20 protein-coding genes and 1 tRNA gene are annotated in these 24,818 nt (G+C 47.5%); 10 read left to right on the top strand and 11 right to left on the bottom strand.

Translation table 11 applies throughout. The annotated features are described in order from the left end of the window. Positions 1–111 precede the first annotated feature (111 nt). The 6 genes from D8Y20_RS09065 to sppA all read right to left on the bottom strand — a co-directional run bounded on the left by D8Y20_RS09065 (position 112) and on the right by sppA (position 9,162). Complete coding sequence (locus D8Y20_RS09065) at positions 112–3,333, bottom strand: efflux RND transporter permease subunit (RefSeq protein ID WP_121542941.1); 3,222 nt, start codon at positions 3,331–3,333, stop codon at positions 112–114. A 120-nt stretch (positions 3,334–3,453) separates the two neighbouring features. Beyond that, positions 3,454–4,908: an efflux RND transporter periplasmic adaptor subunit gene (locus tag D8Y20_RS09060; protein ID WP_121542939.1), complete on the bottom strand. Its 1,455-nt coding sequence runs from the start codon at positions 4,906–4,908 to the stop codon at positions 3,454–3,456. Then, positions 4,905–5,102, bottom strand: a complete 198-nt coding sequence (locus tag D8Y20_RS09055) for a hypothetical protein (RefSeq protein ID WP_121542937.1) — start codon at positions 5,100–5,102, stop codon at positions 4,905–4,907. Before D8Y20_RS09055 ends, D8Y20_RS09060 begins: the two co-directional genes overlap by 4 nt. Next, a complete protein-coding gene (locus D8Y20_RS09050; RefSeq protein ID WP_121542935.1) occupies positions 5,099–6,391 on the bottom strand; it encodes a TolC family protein in 1,293 nt (430 codons plus the stop codon). Before D8Y20_RS09050 ends, D8Y20_RS09055 begins: the two co-directional genes overlap by 4 nt. Before the next feature lie 88 nt (positions 6,392–6,479). After that, the gene (locus D8Y20_RS09045) at positions 6,480–6,893 is read right to left on the bottom strand and encodes a hypothetical protein (protein ID WP_121542933.1); all 414 of its coding nucleotides are present in this window, start codon (positions 6,891–6,893) and stop codon (positions 6,480–6,482) included. 427 nt (positions 6,894–7,320) lie between these two features. Next, on the bottom strand, positions 7,321–9,162 hold the full coding sequence (sppA, locus tag D8Y20_RS09040; protein WP_121542931.1) for a signal peptide peptidase SppA: 1,842 nt from the start codon (positions 9,160–9,162) through the stop codon (positions 7,321–7,323). A 150-nt stretch (positions 9,163–9,312) separates the two neighbouring features. Here sppA and D8Y20_RS09035 point away from each other — a divergent pair, with 150 nt between their 5' ends. The 4 genes from D8Y20_RS09035 (at position 9,313) to D8Y20_RS09020 (ending at position 11,933) form a co-directional block, all read left to right on the top strand. Beyond that, positions 9,313–10,080, top strand: a complete 768-nt coding sequence (locus D8Y20_RS09035) for an undecaprenyl-diphosphate phosphatase (protein ID WP_121542929.1) — start codon at positions 9,313–9,315, stop codon at positions 10,078–10,080. Further along, positions 10,077–10,865, top strand: a complete 789-nt coding sequence (lgt, locus tag D8Y20_RS09030) for a prolipoprotein diacylglyceryl transferase (protein WP_370050659.1) — start codon at positions 10,077–10,079, stop codon at positions 10,863–10,865. The genes D8Y20_RS09035 and lgt overlap by 4 nt, the downstream gene beginning before the upstream one ends. Positions 10,866–10,972: 107 nt before the next feature. Continuing rightward, entirely contained in the window at positions 10,973–11,584 is a 612-nt protein-coding gene (locus D8Y20_RS09025; protein ID WP_121542925.1) for a hypothetical protein, read from the top strand. Positions 11,585–11,660: 76 nt separating this feature from the next. After that, the gene (locus D8Y20_RS09020) at positions 11,661–11,933 is read left to right on the top strand and encodes a hypothetical protein (protein ID WP_201265597.1); all 273 of its coding nucleotides are present in this window, start codon (positions 11,661–11,663) and stop codon (positions 11,931–11,933) included. Between the two features lie 101 nt (positions 11,934–12,034). Here D8Y20_RS09020 and cysE read toward each other — a convergent pair whose 3' ends face one another. Continuing rightward, a complete protein-coding gene (gene cysE, locus D8Y20_RS09015) occupies positions 12,035–12,778 on the bottom strand; it encodes a serine O-acetyltransferase (RefSeq protein ID WP_121542923.1) in 744 nt (247 codons plus the stop codon). A gap of 145 nt (positions 12,779–12,923) precedes the next feature. Beyond that, positions 12,924–14,180 carry a pitrilysin family protein gene (locus D8Y20_RS09010; RefSeq protein ID WP_121542921.1) on the bottom strand — a complete coding sequence of 419 codons (1,257 nt, stop codon included), beginning with the start codon at positions 14,178–14,180 and terminating at the stop codon, positions 12,924–12,926. Between the two features lie 215 nt (positions 14,181–14,395). On the opposite strand from D8Y20_RS09010, the gene D8Y20_RS09005 reads away from it, so the two are divergent. Next, on the top strand, positions 14,396–16,954 hold the full coding sequence (locus D8Y20_RS09005; RefSeq protein WP_161957610.1) for an ATP-binding protein: 2,559 nt from the start codon (positions 14,396–14,398) through the stop codon (positions 16,952–16,954). Positions 16,955–17,289: 335 nt separating this feature from the next. On the opposite strand, the gene D8Y20_RS09000 is transcribed toward D8Y20_RS09005, so the two are convergent. Beyond that, positions 17,290–17,365: transfer RNA gene (locus tag D8Y20_RS09000), tRNA-Ala, on the bottom strand. Positions 17,366–17,481: 116 nt separating this feature from the next. Between D8Y20_RS09000 and trpE the strand changes: the two genes are divergently transcribed. The 5 genes from trpE to trpC all read left to right on the top strand — a co-directional run bounded on the left by trpE (position 17,482) and on the right by trpC (position 21,990). Then, entirely contained in the window at positions 17,482–18,942 is a 1,461-nt protein-coding gene (trpE, locus tag D8Y20_RS08995) for an anthranilate synthase component I (RefSeq protein ID WP_121542917.1), read from the top strand. Then, positions 18,939–19,505 (top strand): aminodeoxychorismate/anthranilate synthase component II, encoded by a 567-nt coding sequence (locus D8Y20_RS08990; RefSeq protein WP_121542915.1) that lies wholly within the window; start codon positions 18,939–18,941, stop codon positions 19,503–19,505. The genes trpE and D8Y20_RS08990 overlap by 4 nt, the downstream gene beginning before the upstream one ends. Positions 19,506–19,680: 175 nt before the next feature. Beyond that, on the top strand, positions 19,681–20,709 hold the full coding sequence (gene trpD, locus D8Y20_RS08985) for an anthranilate phosphoribosyltransferase (protein WP_121542913.1): 1,029 nt from the start codon (positions 19,681–19,683) through the stop codon (positions 20,707–20,709). Next, positions 20,706–21,155 carry a GxxExxY protein gene (locus D8Y20_RS08980; protein ID WP_121542911.1) on the top strand — a complete coding sequence of 150 codons (450 nt, stop codon included), beginning with the start codon at positions 20,706–20,708 and terminating at the stop codon, positions 21,153–21,155. The genes trpD and D8Y20_RS08980 overlap by 4 nt, the downstream gene beginning before the upstream one ends. A gap of 40 nt (positions 21,156–21,195) precedes the next feature. After that, positions 21,196–21,990, top strand: a complete 795-nt coding sequence (trpC, locus tag D8Y20_RS08975; protein WP_121542909.1) for an indole-3-glycerol phosphate synthase TrpC — start codon at positions 21,196–21,198, stop codon at positions 21,988–21,990. Between the two features lie 534 nt (positions 21,991–22,524). Here trpC and bamC read toward each other — a convergent pair. Beyond that, a complete protein-coding gene (gene bamC, locus D8Y20_RS08970; RefSeq protein WP_161957609.1) occupies positions 22,525–23,142 on the bottom strand; it encodes an outer membrane protein assembly factor BamC in 618 nt (205 codons plus the stop codon). 192 nt (positions 23,143–23,334) lie between these two features. Next, positions 23,335–24,591, bottom strand: coding sequence for a hypothetical protein (locus tag D8Y20_RS08965; RefSeq protein ID WP_121542905.1), 1,257 nt, complete (start codon positions 24,589–24,591; stop codon positions 23,335–23,337). Positions 24,592–24,818 lie beyond the last annotated feature (227 nt).

Below are 24,818 nucleotides of genomic sequence, written 5' to 3'. Positions count from 1 at the left end.
GCTTTGTATCCGTCGTTTGATCACATGCGCCGAGCAATAATGCAGCAAAACCCATAGCCCAGATAAAGCCTTTTGAGTTTACCCGCTTAATTGATCCTGAATTTAGTTTTTTCATATTGTATCCTCGTGTTGATTAAATTTCTTTTCTTTAAATTGTAATACCAAACCGTAAATCACTGGCAATACGATCAAGCTCAGCAAGGTGGTTGTCACCATGCCACCGATCATAGGTGCTGCGATGCGTTGCATGACATCCGAGCCTGTACCACCGCCCAACATAATCGGCACCAGACCTGCGATGACAGCCGTGGCCGTCATCGCGATTGGACGCACACGTTTGGCCACACCGCTTTGCACAGCTTTTCGCATGCTATCCGGGCTTAACGCACCGCCAGCTCTTTCTCGCCACTGCGATACTTCCTGATCAATGAAGGTGAGCACCAACACACCAATTTCGGCGGAAACACCGGCTAAGGCGATAAAGCCAACAGCCACCGCCACGCTCAAATTGAAACCCAACCACCAGACCAGCCAGAAACCACCGATCAGTGAGAATGGTACCGACAGCATCACCACGATGGGGGCCGCTAAATTACCGAAATTAAAATAGAGCAACAGGAAGATCAGCAGCAGCGTCGCAGGAATCACAATGCGCATCTTGGCCGAGGCGCGTTCCATATATTCAAATTGTCCCGACCATTCCAGCGTATAACCCGGTGGAATGGTGACCTTATCAGCAATCACCTGCTTGGCTCTGGCCACATAACCACCGATATCCGATGTCGAAATATCAACATAGACCCAGGCATTCGGGCGTGCATTTTCTGTCTTGATCACCGGTGGCCCGCGCAACACACTGATATTTGCCACCGACACCAGAGGAATCTGGGCCCCGGTAGGCGTTGGAATCAGCACCCGCTTCAAAGCCTCTGGATCTGAGCGGTAATCACGTGGATAACGCAGATTTACTGGATAACGCTCCAATCCTTCCACCGTCTGGGTGACATTCATGCCACCAATGGCCGACTGAATCACATCCTCGATATCACCGATCGTCAGCCCATAGCGGGCGGCTCGATCACGCTGAATATCAATATCCAGATAATAACCGCCAGCAGCACGATCACTGAATGCCGAGGTCGTTTCCGGTAAGGTTTTCACGGCCCGTTCAATGGATATGCCCACCTCTTGAAGTACGTTCAAATCGGGGCCCGATACCTTAATGCCAATCGGTGTTTTGATGCCGGTTGAAAGCATATCGATACGCGTCTTGATCGGGTAGGTCCAGGCGTTAGCGAGCCCCGGAAACTTGATGGCACTATCCATCTCTTTCATCAGCGCCTGAGTGGTTTTCTCCGCATCAGGCCAGTCTGCTTTCGGTTTCAGGCGTACAATGGTTTCGATCATCGCCAACGGTGCGGCATCGGTCGCCGTATCAGCGCGACCAACCTTGCCGAATACCGATTGCACTTCGGGAAAGGTTTTCAGGATCTTGTCTGTTTGCTGTAATAGCTCTTTCGCCTTGGTGATCGAAATACCGGGGAAGGTGGTTGGCATGTAGAGAATATCTCCTTCATCCAGCGGAGGCATAAATTCCGAACCGATTTTACCCATTGGAATAGCCATCGAAAAGAGCAGCCCAATCGCGACAAGAATTGTGATCGTCTTATGTTTAAGCGCCCCTGCCAGCATTGGCCCATGCGCCCACTGCAAGGCGCGATTGACCGGATTCTTTTCCTCCGGCATCACCTTGCCCCGAATAAACCAGCCCATCAGCAATGGCACCAAGGTAATCGCCAGCACTGCCGAACCCAGCATCGCGTAAGTCGCCGTAAATGCCAACGGCTTAAACAGACGTCCTTCCTGTGCTTCCAACGTGAAAATCGCCATATAAGAAACGGTAATAATCAACAACGAGAAAAACAGCGCCGGCCCCACTTCCCGCGAAGCTCTGCCCACAGCCGCCCAACGCTCGGAAACAGTCAGTTCAACCTCACCACTTTCAGGCGCACTACCCTCATCATTCTCTGATGATAAAAGATTTTGACTCTGACTCTTCTTTTCATGCAGCGCCTGCTCCAGATGTTTATGGGCATTTTCAATCAGCACAATCGCACCATCGACCATGGCTCCAAGCGTGATGGCAATACCACCGAGTGACATAATGTTCGCCGCCAATCCCTGCCACTGCATCAACATGAATGCCATCAACACACCCAGCGGTAAGGTAATGATAGCCACCAGCGCTGAACGGGCATGCATCAGAAACAACATACAGACCAACGAAATAACTAGAAACTCCTCAACCAATTTATCTTTGAGATTGTCTACTGCCCGCTCGATCAAGCCGCCACGATCATAGGTTGGTACGATCTCCACCCCCGCAGGTAAGCCGGACTTCAATTCATCCAGTTTCTCACGCACAGCTTCAATGGTTTTGAGCGCATTTTCGCCAAAACGCATAATGATAACGCCACCAGCCACTTCGCCTTCACCATTAAGTTCAGACAAACCGCGCCGCAGCTCCGGCCCCAAATGAATATTCGCCACATTGCGCAACAGAATCGGTGTACCGTGCGTATCTACACCGACTGGAATACTCTCCAAATCAGCGATGCCTTTGAGATAACCCTTGCCACGCACCATGTACTCGGTTTCGCCCATTTCCACCAGACGACCACCCACATCATTATTGGAGCGTTTAATGGCATGTTTCACCTTGGCCAATGGAATACCTAATTCAGCCAGCGCATTAGGATCGACTTCGACTTGGTACTGCTTCACAAAACCGCCGATAGAGGCCACTTCGGAGACACCATTCACCGTCTGCAAGGCATAACGCATATACCAATCCTGAATCGAGCGCAGTTCGGCCAAATTATGCTGGCCAGTTTTATCCACCAACGCATATTCATACACCCAGCCCACGCCTGTTGCATCCGGCCCCAGCGACGGGTTCACGCCTGCAGGCAGTCGTCCAGATACATAATTCAGATATTCCAGTACCCGCGAACGCGCCCAGTACATATCGGTGCCATCTTCAAAAATGACGTAAACGACAGAAAACCCAAAAAAGGAGTATCCGCGTACCACTTTCGAATGCGGCACAGCCAGCATGGATGTGGTTAACGGATAGGTCACCTGATCTTCAACAACCTGAGGTGCCTGACCAGCATATTTGGTGAATACAATCACCTGCACATCGGACAGATCGGGAATGGCATCGAGTGAAATATTTTTCACCGCAAACGATCCCGCTGCCACCAGCAGACCGGTGAAAATCAGGATGATTAATTTATTACGGAGACTCGCATCAATGATTTTGGCGATCATGGTTGGCTCCGCAGTTCAGAAAAGGCAAAATCAAATGCAAAGTCAAATGCTTTCACCGCAGAGTACGCAGAGTTACGCAGAGGAAAGTCAAAACCTTTTAAGAGAGAAAATAATCTGCGTTTATCTGCGTTCATCTGTGGTTCCTCCCATGTTCATCTCTTTCATGTTCATGCCCTTCATATCCATCGGTTTCGGTTTTTGGGGGCTAGCCTTTTTCATGGCGTCCATGTCCATGCCTTTCATGTCCATTTTGGGCGTTTCTTTGCCTAATCCTGCGTCCTTAGCGGTTAATGATTTTGGTGCAACCATCTTAGCGGCGGCTTCGCGGATGGAGGATTCGGAATCGATCAGGAACTGGCCGCTGGTGACAATCAGTTCGCCCTCCTTCACGCCGTCCAGAATTTCCACCAAGCCCTCTGCCTTGATGCCTATTTTTACCGTACGCGGCTCAAAGCGCCCCTGCTCAACCTGCACAAACAGATGGGCTTTTTTGCCGGTGATCAATACCGCTTCTCTTGGTACAAACAGGCCGGGCTTGGCCGTGCTGGCAGTAATCACCACATCACCGAACATATCCGGCTTGAGCAGACCCTCGGCATTATCAAACTCGATACGCACTTTATTGGTGCGTGTCTTGGGATCGAGATAAGGGTAAATATACGTGATGTGCCCTGTGAACGTGCGACCGGGCAAGGATGCAATACTCAATCTCGCCTCATCACCCTCTTTCACCCAACCAATCTCATGCTCGTACAGATCGGCCAGCACCCAAACGCGGGACAGATCAGCGATCTGATAAAGCTCGGACATCGGTGTGACATGCGCCCCTTCACGCACGCCTATTTTTGTTACCACGCCTGCTGCTGGCGCATGAATATGCATGCTCTTGCGCACTTTATGCGTTTTTTTCAGTGCTCTAATCTGATGCTCTGCCACGTCAAAGAAACGCAATCGATCCAGTGATGACTCCAATAAGCGTTTCGAACCCTCACGAATATCAGTGTACGGGCTGTTTTTCAATTGCTGCCAGTTGGATAAGGCCAGCAGATATTCTTCCTGCGTGGCTACAAGCTGCGGCGAATAAAAGGAAAGCAGCATGGTATTGAGTTTGACACTCTCACCTGTCTTATCGATAAATAATTTATCGACCCAGCCATCCACCTTGGGATGCAGTGTCACCAGTTTGGTTTCATCAAAGGTGATACGTCCAACCGTAGTGATGGCGCGCGATAGACTTTTGCGAACAGCTTTACTGACACGCACACCAATATCCTGTGTTACCGTCGGATCAATTCTCACAGTCCCCGCCGGCCCCTGATTGCCGCCAGCATCGGCACAGACCGGAATATAATCCATGCCCATACTATCCTTGGTGGCTTTCGGACTGGTAACCGATGGGTTCATCGGATTGCGCCAGGTCAGTGGTTGAGCACCGCCTGCACATGGCCCATCGCTTTTGACTTCGATTTTTACAGCGCTTGTAGCTTGCTTGGATGCCTGTTGCATACCGGAGAAATAATATCCCCCGGCCAGCCCTACGATAAGCACCATAATCATTAATCCAGTGTTCTTCATGCCTTACTCCCATTAAATTCTCTTACCGCAAAGGACGCGAAGGACGCAGAGGAAGAATCTTTAAAGATCATCACCTGTTGATTTGGTTTTCCTTTGCGTTCCTTTGCGTCCTGTGTGATGGGCAGGATGCCCGAATACCGTGAGTGCATGGATGCACTGGAACGGCCGGTGAAATGATTTTGACTTTGACTCATTGCAGCGACTCCTTGCCCGCAGCGGCAGCCAGACGGGCTTCGGCCTGATGCAGTGCTGAAATCTGCCGCCAATATTGAATGTCGGTATTAAATTCACTGAGCTGGGCGCGTACGAGATTAAGGAAATCCACCTTGTTGACCTGATAGCCAGCCAGCATGGAAGCTGTGGTCAGGCGCGCCTGCGGCAGTATGCCCTTTTCAAATAACACCACCTGATTGTGAGCAATGCTTAAATCTGAGGCCGCCGCATCAATATCCGCATCCACCCGGTTGGCTGCATCGGCATGAGAGAATTGAGCGCGGGCTCTCTCTGCCATGCGCTGGTCCACTGCTTTATCCTGTTTGCTTCCACTATAAAGCGGCACCGTCATAGTCAGCATGATGGAAGCAAAGTCCGGCCTCGATTTTCTGCTGGCTGGATTGATGCCCTGTCGGAAACCGTAAGCAGCACCAATATTAAAATCGGGGTAATAATTTTTTTGCGCCAAAGCCAGCATCGAATCTGCAGCCTGCACACGATAATCCATCGCCAACAGCATTGGACGGTGCTCGCGCGCCCATTGCTTTAAGCCCTCAACATCGGCTTTAATGAACGTCACTGCACCAGGCTGCTGACTGGCAATCACAATTTCCGTACTGGCTGCACGCCCTAACAAAGCATTGAGTGTGCCTGCTTCTCGCTGACGAGCACCCTGTAATTTTAGTTCGCGTTCCAGCAATTTGGATAGTTCAAGCTGAGCCAGCAACACATCCTGCTGTAAACCTTTGCCCGTTGTGTATTTGGTTTCAGCGATTTTGACCAGATTACGCAATAAATCCTGATTGCGACGAATAATGGAAATGGCCTTGTCCAGATAAACCAGGTTCCACCAATGGATTCGTGTATTACGCAACAAAACCAGTCGGAATTCCTGTCTGTTTTGCAATGCTGCCGCCGCTATATGTTCAGCCGCCTCTGACTTTAACCCCAGTTTACCGGGGAAGGGTAATCCCTGCGAAAAACCCAACTGCATCTGGGTCATATTTTCCTGCGTGGTGGAAAATGAATCTACCGGTAAATTGATGGCTTTTAACGACACTTTAGGGTCAGGCAAGCTGCCCACCTGCGATGGAATAGCCGCCATCGCCTCGGCCTGTTTACCCACCGCTGCCAAAGCCGGATTGTGTTGCAGAGCCAGTGATTCAGCCTGCTGCAAGATAAGTGGTGAAGCAGCTGCCGTGGCAGTGGATGGAATCGCGATCAAGATGATCATTGCCAGCGTATGCTGGACTTTTTGTAAATATTGCATGCGTACATGCCTCCCTTCTTTTCAATGCGCGCGCAGAAACAGGCGCACCACAACTCAGCTGAGTCGTGGTTTCAGAAGAAGGGCTAAATCAGATTAAAATGCGTTGTGTGGTGGTGTAGAGAAGGGTTGAAGAGCGCGGTGGTCCGGTCGGCGTTCGCGTAGACAATAAACCGCTGGCATCGGCCATACTCAATAGTGCAGCAGGTAAGATGCTTACATCTGAAAAGGTCAAATCCATCGACACCGTAGAAGAAAATGCAGAATTCGATAACTCATCAGGTTGATCACAATGATAGCAATTACCAGCATGATCCTGACTATGCTGATGATCTCCATCGACAGACTTGGTGCAATGCGCACTCATCTCATGCGTTTGTACCGAGTGCGACATGGCGTGCGCTTCGCTGGTCAGCAGACAAAAACCGCCCACTAAAATTTGCATCGCAAATAGCCCGATCATTAATCGGGAATAAACACGCATATGCCGGGCAACAAACAACATGCGACGAACGGTAGGCCGATCAAGATTAAAATACCATGAATATCTATTTCTTATGATATTTCTGTAGTTTTTTAATATCATTCATTTTTTCTTTTAATGCCTTGAGAATACTATGATACCCATATAAAAAATATGTTTACATACATCAGCAAAATCATACCTTACGGCGCGATCTGAGAAGGTTGTCACCACGACTTGATAAGCGATGGAGATAATCTAAGGGAGGAGTCTAATCATGGATGATATGACGATCATAGGCGCCGTTGGTGTAGCTATACTAATAGGCATTTTTTTCAAAGCCCATTTGCATAATAACAAAAAGAACAATCCAAAATAATACACACGCACCAGGCCCATCTTTCATTGGTGGGTCTGGCCTGCCTCATTGCCTTAAACCTTATTTACGCTTCAAACAGGCACATCATCATCAAGGACTCACCCGCACATCGCAAAGCGTGAAAATGTGTGGCTGCCCGGATGACAACGATAAGATGCGGGCATACTGATTAATATCCAGTTTTAAGGATGCTGGCAGAGAAAGACCTAACACCGATGCACTTTGCGACAACAACCTTGATGCAAACGTATCCGCATTTCCAAACAATTTCAGCAATACCATTTCACGCATACTCAGCGGCGGCTTGATCCATACAGGGCTATAATCTGCCTCAATATTGGCCCTTTTTGCAGCAGCAATAATGGCTTCTTTTAAACCGCCCAAGTCATCTACCAATCCCAGACGCTGTGCATCCACACCGGTCCAGACCCGCCCTTCAGCCAACTTGGCCACCTCATCAATAGACAAGCCTCTACCATCAGAGACAATGCCCAGAAAACGCCTATAGGTATGTTTCATGGCCAACGACATCACTTCGTTCAACTGCGCTGGCATAGATCGATCCGCTCGAATACCGGCAGCAATCGACGTTGTGCCCAAACCATCGGTATGAATCCCCAGCTTCTTTAATCCCTGTTCAACATTGGCCATCACACCAAAAGCACCTATCGAGCCCGTAATTGTCGTAGGATAGGCCCATATTTCATCCGCGGGTGCTGCCATCCAATATCCACCTGACGCAGCCAAACTCCCCATCGAAACCACGACAGGCTTTCCAGACGCTTTCAGATGCACAATCGCACTACGAATCGCTTCAGAGGCCTGAGCACTACCACCCGGACTATCTATTCTCAGCACAACCGCTCTGATTTGTGGATTTAATCTCGCTCGTTCAAGCATCTCAATCATCGATTCACTGCCTACCATGCCGGGAGGCTGTTCACCATCAACAATCATACCACTAGCGGTAATCACACCGACCTGTCTGTTTTTCGCAGCAGGCAAGTCGGATAACGTTGCAGCACGATACTGATGAAAATCGATACTCGCATAATCACTGCTACTACCTGATGTTATACCCATTGCTCCGGCGATATAATTTTCAATGGTGTGATAATCAGCCAACGTATCAACCAGTCCTTCCGCCTTGAAGAGGGCCGAGTAATCACCATCATACTTGGCTAAAAATGATGCGGGTTTATCCAGTAAAGCCTGCAAACGAGCCGCTTTAATACCACGCATATCTGCCACATCATCTTTATATGCTCCCCACAAAACAGACAGCAGCGCCTGATTGGCAGATCGATCTTCCCCGGACATATCATTGCGAATTAACGGTTCAATGGCGGCTTTGTATTTACCGGCACGGAATATCTGCACATCAACTGACAATTTATCCAAGGCTGCTTTAAAGTAATTACGATAAATACTAAAACCCTGCAGCGCCACTACGCCCATAGGATCCAGAAAAACCTGATCAGCCATAGCTGCAAGATAATATTGCGATTGTGAATAGTTCGGCCCAACAGCGATCACCATTTTACCGGATGACTTAAACACCGTGATTGCCCGACGCAATTCTTGCAACTTAGGCAGCGACGTTTTTTCCATATCATTCAATTTCAGTACCAATAAACGAATACGATCATCGGCAGCCGCATGTTCAATCACCTCAACCAGTTCATGCAGGTTTGTCTGATTTGGTGCGGTAAAACTAAAATCAAAGGGCAGCGAACCCGGTGTCGGAAGCTCCAGTTCTTCCACGATTTGACCATGCGGATCAATCACCAGTGCAGCACTATCAGGTACTTTTGGCTGACCAGCATACATTGCAGATACAAACAACAATAAAAATATAATAAATATGCCATTGATCAGCACATTGCGTATCCGACCAAGCCAGAGAAATAATGTGGAAAAGAACTGTTTCATAATAAATCCTGTGTTGTCCTTACATCGTTAAGCCCAAACCGTAGCAGCAATAACGAATGGGTACGACGTTGTGTTGCGCCCACCAAGCCGTAGAGTCGCTGCGCAACAGCTGCGATCAATATGTTTACGGCAATAAAAAGGGTTTTAATCATGGATTTCATACAGGCAATTATTTTGGGGATTATCGAGGGTGCGACCGAGTTTCTGCCCGTCTCCTCCACCGGCCACATGATTGTCGCCAGCCAGTGGATGCATTTACCAGACACTGAAGCGAACAAGGCCTTTGAGGTGATTATTCAATTGGCCGCCATTCTTGCTGTTGTGGCCAACTACCGTGATAAATTCAGTTTGAAACATATTGATTTATGGTTAAAGGTAACACTGGCGTTTATCCCTATCGGCTTTGTTGGCCTGCTATTTCATAAACAGATCAAATCTATGTTCACCGTCGAAGTTGTGGCTCCGATGTTTATTATCGGCGGCATTATTTTTCTTATTGTTGAATACTTACACCGCGACAAAGCGTACCCGATCCAGCATATCGAAGATATCCAGTACAAACATGCCTTATGGATTGGCATTGCACAGGTCTTCGCGGTGATTCCCGGCACCAGCCGAGCAGGCGCATCTATTATTGGTGGTTTACTGATTGGCTTAGGACGCAAAGCCAGTGCTGAATTTTCATTCCTGCTGGCGCTGCCAGTCATGCTCGCGGCCAGCGGCTTTGATCTGTTAAAGCACTATCAGGATTTCACCGGCGCCAACTTACTGGTGCTGGGCGTTGGCTTTGTAGTGGCATTTATCTCTGCCTGGCTGGTGATGCGTCTGTTTATTCAATTCCTTGAACACTTCACCTTTGTCGCCTTTGGCGTGTATCGTATCCTGTTCGGTCTATTCCTATTATGGGTGGTTCTATAATGGTCTGGTCCGGCATTAACCCTGTCGCCCTTCAACTGGGGCCTCTGGCCATTCACTGGTATGGACTGATGTATATCGCTGGTTTTTTTGGCACCTGGTATCTGGTGCGCAGACAACTGCAAACAGCTGGTTTATGGGAAACCCGCATCTCACGCGATGCTTATGAAGGCTTATTCACTACACTTATTCTCGGTGTCGTACTTGGTGGCCGCATCGGTTATGTGTTGTTCTATAATTTCAGTTATTACCTCGGTCATCCGATTGAAATTCTGTATATCTGGCAAGGCGGTATGTCCTTTCATGGTGGCATGGTTGGCCCGGTCATTGCCGGATGGTTTTATTGCCGAAAACATGATCTACCTTTTTTAGGTCTGGCAGATCGATTTTTCACCGTCGCACCACTTGGATTGATGTTTGGTCGTATCGGGAATTTCATTAATGGCGAACTATGGGGAAGAGTCACTGATGTGCCCTGGGGTATGGTGTTTCCTCATGTCGGCCCTGAACTTCGTCATCCCAGCCAACTGTATGAAATGGCGCTGGAAGGCATCGTACTATTTATCGTCATGTGGTCACTGCGCAATAAAGAATGGCCGGCCGGTGCTCGTGTTGCCATCTTCCTGATTGGTTATGCTATTGCCCGCATCATCTGCGAAAACTTTCGACAACCGGATGAACAACTCGGATTCCTGTTCGGGCCTGTCACCATGGGCATGCTATTATCCTCAACCATGATTATGGCAGGTAGTCTCTGGCTGCGGTTGCTCTTTAAGGATAAGCGGTAAGAATTACCAACATCCGGAAAAAGCTGCCCTTCGCTTGAACAACAAACATCTCAAGTCATTGAAATATTTATAGTTTATTATGGCATCAACTATGCGAGTAGTTTTGCATGCAAGCCATTTCCCATTCCACAGGGACATTCGCGCCCATCAGGGCCTCCAATACGCAGCCACACACTGCCAAAGCAGTGCCGGAACCCGTTTCACCGCAAACATTGAACAACACATCCAGTGCAACATCTGGCGTGTGGGAAAAAGAATCTTTTAGCTTTTGGGACATCATTGACGCGATTAACCCACTGCAACATATCCCGATTATTTCGACTATTTACAGAAAGATTACTGGTGATGAAATGGGCTATGCCTCTCGTATTGCTGGTGACACGCTGTATGGAGGCGTACTTGGTAATATGCTTTCCAGCCTCGTTTCTGCCGTTGCCAATGTGTTTGTGGACTCCACTACAGGTAAAGATATTGGAGCCCATGTGATGGCGGCCGTTGCTCCTTCAAAAACGCCTGTTCAATCAACCACGATCACCACAAGGGCAATGCCCGCGCCTACCCAGATAAGTTCAACGCCTCCGACATCCGCAACAGTGGCAAGGCAACACACTGAAATTCTACCCGCCATAGACCCATCGAGAATACAGACAGGAGTGGATCAATATAAATGGCAAACCATGGCTGGCGAAGTGAAAAATAGCACAGACCATTGGGCTTAAGCACGAATAAATTCACCATCTCCAAACGTTATTTATCTACATTCTCCGATAAAAAATCCTGACAACCAACATCAATATGCCAATTGCTGCACCTCCAATTGCAGGCATCTGGGATCGCGTTTATCCAAATGGTAGTCCGAAAAATGTACTGTATGACATGCAGACTTACGGGCTTCCTGTGGCATCAGCTTCCGCCATGGATATCGTTTCTCCAAAGGGTAAAACTACCGCCAATGCAATTGTGGATCACACCATGAGTGCAGCACTTCGTGGCGCTATCACTGTGCTTATCAACAGTGATGATGCACCGGCAGATGCAGGTAAAGGCGACAATATTTTACCACGCTAGTCACACCGTTTAGAACAAAAAAAGAGGGCGAGACATTAGTCTCGCCCTCTTTTTTTTAATCAAACTATGGCTGTGAAAACGTCAAACTGAAGACAGACTTGTTAAATTCCACCACCTAAAAAACGTTCCAGCTTTTCTTGCTCGGACAGGCGATCTTTATCCAGTTCATCCACAGTATCCGCCTCTTCACCTTCAGGTTTCGGATGAAAAGTATCAACACGCGCATTCACATCATCAATCATTTTCAACACATGCCCCAGCGCTTCCGACACCGGGTTAGCCAATAGATGATGATCCAGATTAATTTTACCATCTTCAATCAGCGATTCAGTCGTCGCCACTACGGTGCCGGGAATACCCACCACGGTGGAATGTTCGGGCACATCCCGAAACACCACCGAATTCGCACCTATGCGCGACTGCTTCCCGATCGTAATCGCACCGAGCACCTTCGCACCGGCTCCGACAATGACACCATCGAGTAAGGTAGGGTGACGTTTTTTCTTTTCCCACGTCGTCCCACCCAAGGTAACACCATGATAGAGTGTCACATCATCGCCAATCTCCGTGGTTTCACCAATCACAATCCCCATGCCGTGATCAATAAAAAAACGACGCCCGATAGTTGCACCCGGATGAATTTCAATACCTGTAAACCAGCGCGCCAGATGCATCACAAAACGCGCCAACCAACGCCAGCCAAATACGGCCCACAAGTGATGGGCCAGACGGTACATCCAGATAGCATGCAACCCAGGATAGCATGTGAGCACTTCCCACGACGAACGTGCAGCGGGATCACGGTCAAAGGCCGTGCGAATATCTTCTTTAATCATCTTCATCATCTTAGTTTTCACGATCCTTTACATAACATTGTAGCCATTCAGATTGCCGGATGTTCTCAGAGGACAAGGCAGAAAAGCGCAGCTTACTTTTGTAAGTGAGCATTTTTCAACGCAATCATCTGAAAAGTTGCTGGCAAATTGAGTGCTACAAGCGAATTCTATCACAAATTTGAGCCAGCGACTGCTCAGGGGCAGCAACACTCCATAATGCCGATGTTGAAAGCTGCTCCGAGGCCCACAAACGCACCGCTTCAACATCCACCTCCTGCACCCGTTCCAACCACTGCCTAGGAGAAAGCAGATGCTGTTCATCCAGTCGTGAGCCCAGATAAAGCATCTGACCCTCAACCGAATCCAGTCCCATACGAAACTGCACCTGCAGCTGACGTTTGGAACGCTCGAGTTCATCACTACTGATCTGTGATGCAAAACCGTGCAGCAAGCCGGACAATAGATCGACACATTCAGCAGCCCGCTTTGGCTCTGTGCCACAAGTAATGCTCCAGGTACCAGTATCACTCAACGCATTAAGATGCGACCCCACACCATAGGCCAAACCACGCTTTTCCCTGATTTCACGAAACAGGGTTGAGCTCATCCCTCCCCCCAGCACCTGATTAGCCAACCATGCAACAGGTCGCTGCTCGGATGCCGCAACAATGCCCGGAAAGGATGCAATAATTTGAGCCTGTTCTCCGGCGCGAGGCAGAGCCTGTACGCCTGAAGCCATCGGGACTGCAGCAATGCGCGCTTCAGCTTCTGATTTCCCCCCCCAGGAAACGTCTCCGACCGCATCAATCAAGGCATTGTGATCAATGTTTCCTGCTGCGACGATCAACAGGCGCGGAGCATTGTACCAATGCTGCAAATAATTCGATAAATCTTCAGTAGAAAACGATGACAGTGAGGCATGCGTGCCCAAAACAGGCCGACCAAGACTATGATCTGGAAACAGCGATTCCAGATGCTGATCCATCACCCACTCTTCCGGTGTATCTTCAACCATGGCCATTTCGGCATAAATCACTTCGCGTTCGCGCTGCCATTCAGCTTCCGGCAAAGCCGGCTCACGCACCATTTGCATGAGAATATCGAGTGCTTCAAGCCAATGTTCATGCAACACATGCAGGTGAAAACAGGTGCGTTCGCGTGATGTAAAGGCATTGGCATTTCCACCCAGATCATCCAACTTCTCTGCCAACTGATGCACATCCATCTGATCTGTTCCCTTGAACAACATATGTTCCAATGCATGGGTTATTCCAGATAACCGTTCGATTTCATCGCGACTGCCAACATTGATAAAAATGCCCAGTGCCACACTCTGGCTATGCGGCATGGCATGACTTAACACCAGTGGCCCATTGTCAATCTGTGTTTCACTATAAAAGGAATGATTCATTCGTGCCCCTTCAAAATATATATCATCTAAAAAAACAGTATTCGATAGAGGCAGCTATGTTCGCAGATATACCTCTTCACTATTCTCTAAAACACCATCCCGCCGGTGAGCCGCGATTTGTAGCTGTTGCATGCATCTGTTTCAAATGTCATGAATTGATGGCATAGCTTATGCTGACTATTCATTATTTCAATTATGTAAGGGAGAGAAAGACTTTGAAGAATAAGTTTAAATTTAGCAAACGGACTCTTATTCCACTCCTCATTGGCTTGATATTCTCCGGTTTACTTTTTATCCAAGTACAACAAGCCGAAGACAAAAGACTTCAAAGCGAATTTGACGCCATCGCCAATAGTTATTTTATTCTGATCTCCCATGCATGGAACTCCGCATACAAAAATGTCAGCAATTTTAAACAGGCCCTGGAAAATATACTGATAACTGAACAAAAGAACACAGTGTCCCCACAAACATTTAATACGCTTGCAAACATGCTACCCTGGAAGGAGAAAGCAACACTTGCGCTCGCTTGGGTACCCCTCATCAAACCTGAACAGCGAGAAGATTTTGAAAAGCTGGTTAAAAAATCACCGGATAGCTCTTTCCATATCCATGACCGTTCAAACAATGACAATGACGATGAAAATATTCAGAACACAACAGAGGATCATAACCATTACCCCATTTATTTGAGTCGAATTGTAAAATCTCCAGATATGATTCCCGGTCTGGATTTATCACGAATACCAGAATTTTCAGATGCCTTCTCAAAAGCCATCATGACGGATGAACCAACGACCATACACCACGATGGTGATTACGATGATAACATGCCTGTATTCAGTATTGTTTCACCTATTTTTTTGCCACACCTCAAGAGTTTAGATTCAAGAAATCAGACCAAGATGCACCTGGGCTTTATCGTCGTTGATATGGATGTGGGAGCCATGCTTGAAAATTCACTCCGCGATTATCCTGAACATGGAATCCATCTGCAGGTTTTCGACACGCACAATGGCAAAGAACATTTAGTTTATTCCTATAAAACAACGCTAACTGAATCACCCATATCAATGGAGAAATCATTTGTATTTATAGACAGTAAGGTAAAATTACACTTTAGTGCCTCCTCGGCATTTTTAAATATGCATAGCACCAAGCTTCGTTGGGTTATTCTCTTTGCATCAATACTACTCACCATATTCTTCACGCTATTATTTGCATACCTGCATGAAAAACGACATATCGAGACGCATCAACGCAAATTATCCACTGCCCTTGAACAAAGTGGGCAAGCCATCCTTATTACCAATAGCGATGGCATCATTGAATACGTCAATCCTGCTTTTACTAAAATTACCGGATTTGAGGCGAATGAAGCATTGGGACAAAACCCAAAAATTATTGGCAGCGGCCAACAGGACCCTTCCTTTTACGAAGACATGTGGCACACCATCCTGTCTGGTAAAACCTGGCGAGGTAACATTGTTGACAGACGTAAGGATGGTAGCTTTTACCCCGCCTCACTGACCATTTCACCCATCACTAATTCTGATGGTAAAATTACACATTTTGTGGGAACCAATGAAGATCTAAGTGCTCAAAAACACCTCGAAGAGCAACTGCATCAAGCCCAGAAAATGGAAGCTGTTGGCACACTGGTCGGTGGTGTCGCGCATAATTTTAACAACCTTCTAGCAGGCATTATGGGGAAAGCCTACCTCGGAAAAAGCAAGGCATCTTCACCCGAAAAAGTTAAGGCATATTTCTCCAGTATTGAGCAATTAAGTCATCGCGCAGCCGACATGGTCAGTCAGCTATTAATGTTTTCGCGGGAAGCCCAGGTAGAGATGAAAAACATTCCTTTCACAAATTTGATGAAAGAAACTGCAAAAACGGCTCAAATTGGTGTGCCTGAAAATATTAAATTCATCATTAATTTCACGCACGAACGACTCATTGTGCACGGTAATGCAACACAGCTTCAACAAGTGCTGATGAATTTAGTCAGTAATGCTCGCGATGCCCTCTCCAATCAAGAACAGGGGACAATCACTGTAAGCCTAAAGGCATCGTCAATAAATAACTGTGCGCAAAAGGACATTTGTAAGATTTGTACATCACAAGTTGCAACGCTAGTCGTAGAAGACACCGGAAATGGAATAAGCCCCATAAACCTTCCCCATATATTTGAACCTTTTTTCACAACAAAAGAAGTAGGAAGGGGGACAGGCCTGGGCTTATCAACACTTTATGGCACTGTCGAAAGTCATGCCGGCGTTGTCACCGTAAAAAGCAAACCTGGTAAAGGCACAACATTTACAGTCTGTCTGCCAACCATAGAGATTGAAGCTATCGAGTCTCCTGAAATTGAATCCATTCAACAAGCTACAGATCACTATACCATTTTGGTGGTTGATGATGATAACTCTGTCCTAACCACATTGGAGCAGTTGTTATCTAGCCTCGGCTATCATGTACTTACTGCCCATGATGGCTTACAAGGCATAGAAGTGTTTAAAAGCCATCAAGACGAAATCAGTCTTATGCTAACTGACATTGTCATGCCAAATATTAATGGTTATATGGCGGTAAAAGAGATAAGAGAGATTAAACCTCAAATACCTGTCCTCTATATAACGGGCTATGACAAATCTTCATCCATGGAGAAGTTACAACTTGATGAAAACACGAAGCTGATAAGTAAGCCATTTAAGCTCACTGATTTAAGTCATGCCGTTTATGCCTTGCTCGCCCACAAACTAAAAACCTAGAAAATAGCTGCAGTGCTTCTCAATAAATAAAACAACTTCCACTATCACTGCCAACAAGAGCACTTCTTAATGTTTGTGTTAAAAGGGCGATACCGAAGAATAAGCAGATATTTTTTTAGTATTCCACTTATGGTTGAAGGCTGGCCATAGCAATTCAGGTATAGCCCGTCGATAGTAATAAATATATTGTTCGCTACGATGAAGAAACTTCCATTTTCCCTTAGCTATAAGACGATATCTTGTAGCACAAATAAGTACGCCCACTCTGTACGAGCGGGCGCTGACTTTTTTACCATCTGTAGGAATTCCTTTCGGAATAAGGCTTTACAAGTAATTGGTGGAGCCAAACGGGATCGAACCGTTGACCTCTACGCTGCCAGCGTAGCGCTCTCCCAGCTGAGCTATGGCCCCATGATTCTGAACAAAGCATCACTACCTTGTCCCGAACGCCGCGCATTTCGCCACAGCAAGGTAACCTTGTCAACATGAGCTCATCAATTTCTCCCCCCTCTTCGGCACAAAACGCGATGCAACTGTTTCGCCGCACCCTTTCGGCTGACTGTTTAACACCACCGGGTGTCTTCTCACGCCTGGTCAATCGTGGCGACTGTTTCATGTTTGAATCCGCCGAAGGTGGTGAGCAATGGGGTCGTTACAGCATTTTAGGCATCAGTCCTGCCTGTCGTGCAACCGCCAATGGTGCTCAAACCGCCTTATGCTTTCGTGATGGCCACGAAGAGACCTTTGAAGGTGGCATTCTTGACTGGTTGCGTGAGCAGGTCATTTCACAAGAATATATCGCTGCCGATGACCTGCCCTTTGCCGGAGGAGCAGTAGGATATTTTGGTTATCAACTGGTTTCCCACTTTGAAGATATTCCGGCAGACCTGCCTGATCCAGTCAATGCACCGGAATCTGCATTTTTACTGGTCGATCGTTTTATGGTCTTTGATAACCTTAAAGGCACACTAACCTGTTGTGTACGCATGCCCGCCGATCAGGCCGATGCGGCAGAAACGGTACTAAACGGTATGGAGACCAGCCTGTCGGAAGGCGAGATGGCCAAAGTACTCAACCTTGATGCAGACACTACACTCAGCGAAGCCCCTGTTGCGCAAACATCACAGGCTGATTTTGAAGCGGCGGTATCCAAAGCTCGTGAATACATTCTTGCCGGTGATATTTTTCAGGTGGTATTAAGTCAGCGCTTCTCTAAACCCCTCGCCTGTGCTCCCTTTGATATCTATCGCGCCGTTCGCCACATTAATCCATCACCCTATCTATTTTATCTGCATATTGGAGAGACTACTCTGGTGGGCTCATCTCCCGAGATTCTGGTACGCCGTGAAAAAGAGAAAGCTGTAGTTCGCCCTATTGCCGGCACCCGCCCACGCGGCAAAACAGCAGCAGAAGACAAAGCACTCGAAGTTGATCTGCTGGCCGATGCCAAAGAGCTGGCTGAACATGTCATGCTGGTCGATTTGGGCCGCAATGATTTGGGCCGCGTATGCCGCTACGGCAGTGTCGAACTCACCGAATCGATGATGATCGAACGCTATTCGCATGTGATGCATATTGTCTCTCAGGTTGAGGGTGATCTGCATGATGATGCCGATACACTTGATCTCTTAGCGGCAACGTTCCCGGCAGGCACCGTATCCGGAGCGCCCAAAGTACGTGCCATGCAGGTCATTCATGAACTCGAACCTGTCGCCCGCGGCCCCTACGCTGGCACGGTTGGTTACATCGGCTTTGGTGGACAACGCATGGACACTGCCATTGCCATTCGTACGGCCGTTATTCATGGTGGTCAGGTACATATTCAGGCCGGGGCTGGTATTGTGGCAGACTCCGTACCTGAAAAAGAACATCAGGAGTGTGTCAATAAAGCCACCGCCATGTTCCGCGCCGTAGCACTGGCCGAAGCCCAGTCCGCCAGCACACCTGACAACAAACCGGCAGACACAACAGAAGGAACTACAGCATGATTCTGGTCATTGATAATTACGATTCATTCACCTTCAATCTAGTGCAATATCTAGGGGAATTGGGCGAAACGCCAAAGGTATTTCGCAACGATAAAATCAGTCTGGGTGATATTGAAACCATGCAGCCTGACAGTATTTTGATTTCACCCGGCCCCCGCACACCTACTGAAGCAGGCATTTCCATGCAGGTGATCCGTGAATTCTCAGGTCAGATACCTATCCTTGGCGTTTGCTTGGGCCATCAGTCCATTTCAGCCGTCTTTGGTGGGCAAGTCATTCGTGCACCACGATTAATGCATGGCAAAACCAGTCTCATCCATCATGTAGGCACGGGGGTCTTCGCCGACCTGCCAACTCCATTCACGGCAACACGCTACCATTCATTAATTGTGCCCGAGCCACTACCTGATTGTCTGGAGCGCACAGCATGGACTGCAGAAGGTGAACTGATGGGCTTGCGCCACAGGGAACACCCGACCTTTGGTCTGCAATTTCATCCGGAATCCATCCTGACTGAACACGGCCACCAGATGCTAAAAAACTTTCTTGCGGTCAAAGCGTAATGCTGCAAAGTCAAAAGCATTTACCGCAGAGGACGCTAAGGACGCGGAGTAAAAGCATTGAATGAGATTGATTGCACCGTAATGAGCGGTTCTACCAGCACTGCAGCGCCTGGCCTTATGTTTCTTACCTCTGTGTCCTCCGCGTCCTCTGCGGTAAATCAAATTGGAGGTTGCCATGAGTGATACGGCATTGCAGATGATCAGGAATTTGCAGCAGGGAAATACAATTACAGGTGAAACCACAGAGACTGTATTTGGCTCTATGATGAATGGCGAAATAAGCCCTGCTCAAATTGCAGCCATTCTGATGGGGCTCTCCATGCGAGGTGAAACCGCCGACATCATCACCGGTGCAGCCAAGGCCATGCGTGCGGCATCAACCAAGATCGTTCCTAAAGCAATCGGCCTCGTTGATACCTGTGGCACAGGTGGTGATGGCGCCAAAACATTCAATATTTCCACGGCAGTTTCCATCGTTGTCGCTGCTTGTGGCGTGCCAGTTGCCAAACATGGCAATCGCGCCATGTCCTCCAAGTCCGGTGCTGCCGATGTATTGGAAGCACTTGGTGTGAACCTTGAACTCAGCCCGGAACAGGTTGCTGATTGTATCGATAAGACAGGAATCGGATTTCTCTTTGCCCAACATCTACACCCTGCTATGCGTCATGCCGGCCCTGTGCGCCGTGAGTTGGGTATTCGCACCATCTTCAATCTGCTCGGCCCTCTGACCAACCCTGCCGGCGCTGATTACCAGGTGCTGGGGGTATATAGCAAAGACAAGCTTGAGTTGGTGGCCAATGCACTGCTACAACTGGGCAGCAAACGCGCCCTGATAGTACACGGTAGAGATGGGCTTGATGAAATCACCACCACCGACATCACTGACGCCATTCTTATTGAAGCAGGTCAGATACCCATTCACTTTGAAATTGATCCGGCAGCTTTTGGTATGCCTTACGCTGCACCTGAAGCCCTGGCTGGCGATGATGCGGCAACCAATGCAGACATCCTCAAACATATCTTTGCAGGCCAGGCAGGAGCAGGCCGTGATATTGTGCTGCTCAATGCGGCTGCGGCACTCTGGGTGGCTGGCAAAGTCAATGGTATTGGCGAAGGACTGGCCATGGCTGCAAACGCCATCGACTCCGGCAAGGTCCAACACACACTGAATGCACTGATTGATTTCACACAACAACAATCATGACCCTTTCACCGCAATCCCCCAGGGGAGTATCTCTTGCTACGCAATTCACCTCCAGTACGCTAGGGACGCAGAGGTTAAACGAGATCAGTGGCGAGATTATCGATGCGGCAATGGCTGTGCATTCAGCCTTGGGCCCAGGATTGATGGAGAGAATTTATGAAATATGTTTGCAACAGGAACTGAAGCAACGCGGATTGAAAGTTAAAACTCAAATTCAATTACCGGTTCACTACAATGGTTTAACACTTGATAGCGGTTATAGGCTGGATGTACTTGTTGAAGATGCCATCATTGTCGAACTCAAGTCAGTTGATAAACTTCAACCGATTCATCAAGCTCAATTACTCACATATCTTAAGTTAGCCAATAAATCATTGGGACTGCTGATAAATTTTAATACTGTTCATCTCAAAGATGGCATCAAAAGGATGGTACATCGATTATGATTTTCCTCTGCGTCCACCGCGTCCTCTGCGGTAATACATTATGAGTTCAATTCTGAACGAAATCGCTGCTTATAAACGAGACTGGGTTGCAAGATGCAAAACTGAGCGGTCTGAAGCGGAGCTGGTTCAACTTGCCCACAAGGCCACTCCACTGGATTTTGCTGGCGCTTTAAATTGCAAGATCCATAACAAGCAGAATGCAGTGATTGCTGAAGTGAAAAAAGCCAGTCCATCCAAGGGGATTATTCGAGCAGACTTTGATCCGGTCGCCATCGCCAAATCATATGAAGCTGGTGGTGCAAGCTGCTTGTCTGTGCTCACAGATGTGAAATATTTTCAGGGCGCTGATGATTATGTGAGAGCCATCCGAAAGGCCGTTGATTTGCCTATTCTGCGCAAAGATTTCATGCTCGATCCCTATCAAATCATTGAAGCCAAGGCGATGGGAGCAGATGCAATTCTGGTCATTCTTGCCATGCTTGATGATGCACTGGCTGCAGAGCTCACCGCCTGCGCACATGAATTGGGCTTATCTGTATTGCCTGAAGTACATAATGCTGAGGAGCTGGAACGCGCTTTACGCTTAGACACCCAACTGATGGGCATCAATAACCGTAATCTGCACAACTTTGAAACAAGTTTGGAAACAACCATTTCACTACTTCAACAGTTAGATGGAGATAAAACAGTGATCACCGAATCCGGTATTTTCACGCCGCATGATATTCAGCTTATGAATAACAATGGTGTATATGGCTTTCTGATCGGAGAATCACTGATGCGTCAACCTGACCCGGGCACTGCACTTCAACAATTGATCAGCGTGAGCGATTAAAGTCAAAAGCATTCACCGCAAAGTACGCAAAGTTTCGCAGAGTAAAATCAAAAACGAAGAAAGTAAGAGGAGCCATCGTTGGGAGGGTGGTTTAAGCACCATGAGAAACATTCATATAACCTGACAATCGTCGTTGAATTCGCTTTATATAAGAATTGCCGTTGACTTACTTTGCGTACCTTTCCCCCAGGGGAGTCTCTCTTGCGCAAGCGCAATTCACCTTAACGCAAAGTAAAAACAAACAACATAACATTCGCCGTTGTTTTAGACCTTCTCCCACCACGAAGAAGTGTGTCTTAGGGGAGTGGAGACTTTAGTAGTTAGAGTATTTAACTATAATAATCTTGTCAGACTGAAATCGGCATAATCATTAACAACAGCCATCTCTATTTTGTTGCTTTTGACTTACTCTGCGACAAGGTGAATTGCGCTTGCGTAAGAGAACGTGCCCTGGGACAAACTCTGCGTACTGAAGGTGAATCGAGTTTACGAGAGAGAGACTCCCCTGGGGGATTGCGGTGAATGTTTTTTTGCTTAAGGAGCTACCGTATTACCTTGCAAACGGCCAAGTTGCTCTTCAACCGTTGTAAAAAATGCAGCCGTATGTTTTTGATTCATGGGCATACTCACCCAATGTCTATTGGAAAACCGCTGCAAGAGCGCCCGCACTTCTAAACGGGTTTTTTCTTGTTGCCCGGTTTTTATACGATAAACCCGCACAACATAACGATGGCGTGTTACGTTACTGCCCTGCCCAAGCATGCTTCCTAATATATTATTATTGTGCAAACCTCTCTGTACCCAATCGGTAGTTACGATGCCACTGGGTGAATCCACTGATTCTATCGGCATATTTAATGATGTCATTGCATCTACAACCGCCGAAAACACTTGATCTGCTGTTGCAGTATAGGCGCGTGCATCTAAAGCCACTGCCTTTCCGGCTACCGCCTTGGTATATTTTTCAGGCAACCGTTCTTGACTGCTATTGGTGCTAACTTCGTTAGCCATCGGCAACGCTATATCAGCCCGAAGCTCAGGCGGCACCTCCAAGGGCGCACGTGCCTCAGCCTTCTTCTCTGTTTTTGTACCATATATGGATGAACTGTTTTTGCCGCTACCATCATCGGTGTCCCAGAATAACTGAGGCATATTACTGCACGCAGTGATGGAAAAGAGTATCGAACATAAAAAGGAATATTTGATGAGAGTCTTCATAGCGCTGAATTCCAACTGCTCACAGCCCTGCGGTCAAGTAACAATGCACAAGTTACCTATATTCAGGGCAAAAAAAAAGAGGGAGGCCGAAGCCTCCCTCTTTATCACACTAGGTGAAGTACTGTTTTATAGCAGTGCTTCGATATCGAATGTAGTTGTTTTAGTCTTAGTTACTACGTTAGCAGCTGTAGTGTTTTTAGTGTTGTTGTAGATCAAAGCAACAACGAAGTTCTGATAGATTTCATACTCAGCACCAACCTGGAACTGTGTAGTCTTAGTTACAGCACCAAGAAGGTCTGCATCACGCAGAATGCCGAAACCAGCATTTACGATTACAGTATGCAAAGGTTTGATGTTTGCACGGATAGAGTAACCGGAAGACTGGCCACCAAGCTTACTGAACAAGTTAGCACGCGTTGTAGTGCCTGCACCAGCTTTTGCGTAATCGGCATAAACGCCAACCTGCATGTCGCCCAATTCACCCTGAGCCTGTGCATCAATCATCCACTTCTTCATTTCCAAAGTAGTAGTTAAAGCAGTCGCATTGAATGCAGGAACAGTACCAATAGCTGCACCAGCTCCGCCAACAGCAGCAACAGTACCAGCATCACCAGTACGGCCAGAAGTAATACCAGCACCTAAGCCTAGTTCGAAGTTACCAACTTCCTGATGAACGAACAAACGTCCCATAGGAGCCAGTTTCCAACCGTTAGAGCCACCAGTGAATGCAGCGCCTGCAGTGATCAGACCGAAAGAAGCATTGATCATGTCGTTAGCAGCGAAGAATGTTACACCAGCCATATCACCAACATTAGCAGAGATAGTGTTAGAAGCAGAAACAGCCTTACCACCTAACAGACCACCGTGCTGACCGAAGGTAGAACCGATTTCCATACCTGAAGTTTCGCCGAAACCAGCGAACCAGAAGTCAACACCAGCTTTCATGTCGCCAACATCAACAGATGACAGCAACTGGAAGTTAGCAGCAGCACCAGCCCATTCTACGAATGTACCAGTGTTAGTACCTACACGGCCACCAAACATAAGAACTTGGTCAGCAATCAGTGCAGATTTAGTAGTAACGCCGTTTACAGACTGAGATACGAAGTTAGGACGCAGAACCATAGTCATGTTTACAGAAGAAGTGATTGAAAGCATTTCATCTTCAACTAGAGCCTGTTCACCAACGTCAGTGAATGCGCCTTCTTTAAATGCGCGACCCATTGGAGCCAAAGATGGGAAGCTCTGGAAGTGACAAGACAAGCAAGCAGCGCCAGTCTGACGTGCGAATGCTGGAATAGCTTCAGAAGTAGTTGGAGCAACTGCAACAGCAGATACAGCAACAACAGCGAAAGCAGCAGCAGAAAAAATCATTTTTTTCATGTTGTAGATTCCTATTAAAATTAAATTTGATCCCGTGGGACCAGTGCAAATACCTTTCCTTTAACTAGCTACCTCTTAACGAAGTCGCCCGTTATCGGGACTGGATGGCCGAACTATAGTGTGATCCAGATCACTGGGTCAATGCGCCACACTTTATTGTGTGTCTTTTTAACACAGTATGTTTTTTTCAACCGAGTTTTACGTTATATATAATAGAGGTCAAAATC

It is taken from the genome of Mariprofundus sp. EBB-1 (assembly GCF_003665155.1).
Classification (GTDB): domain Bacteria; phylum Pseudomonadota; class Zetaproteobacteria; order Mariprofundales; family Mariprofundaceae; genus Mariprofundus.
This window is presented reverse-complemented; position numbering and strand designations above follow the sequence as displayed.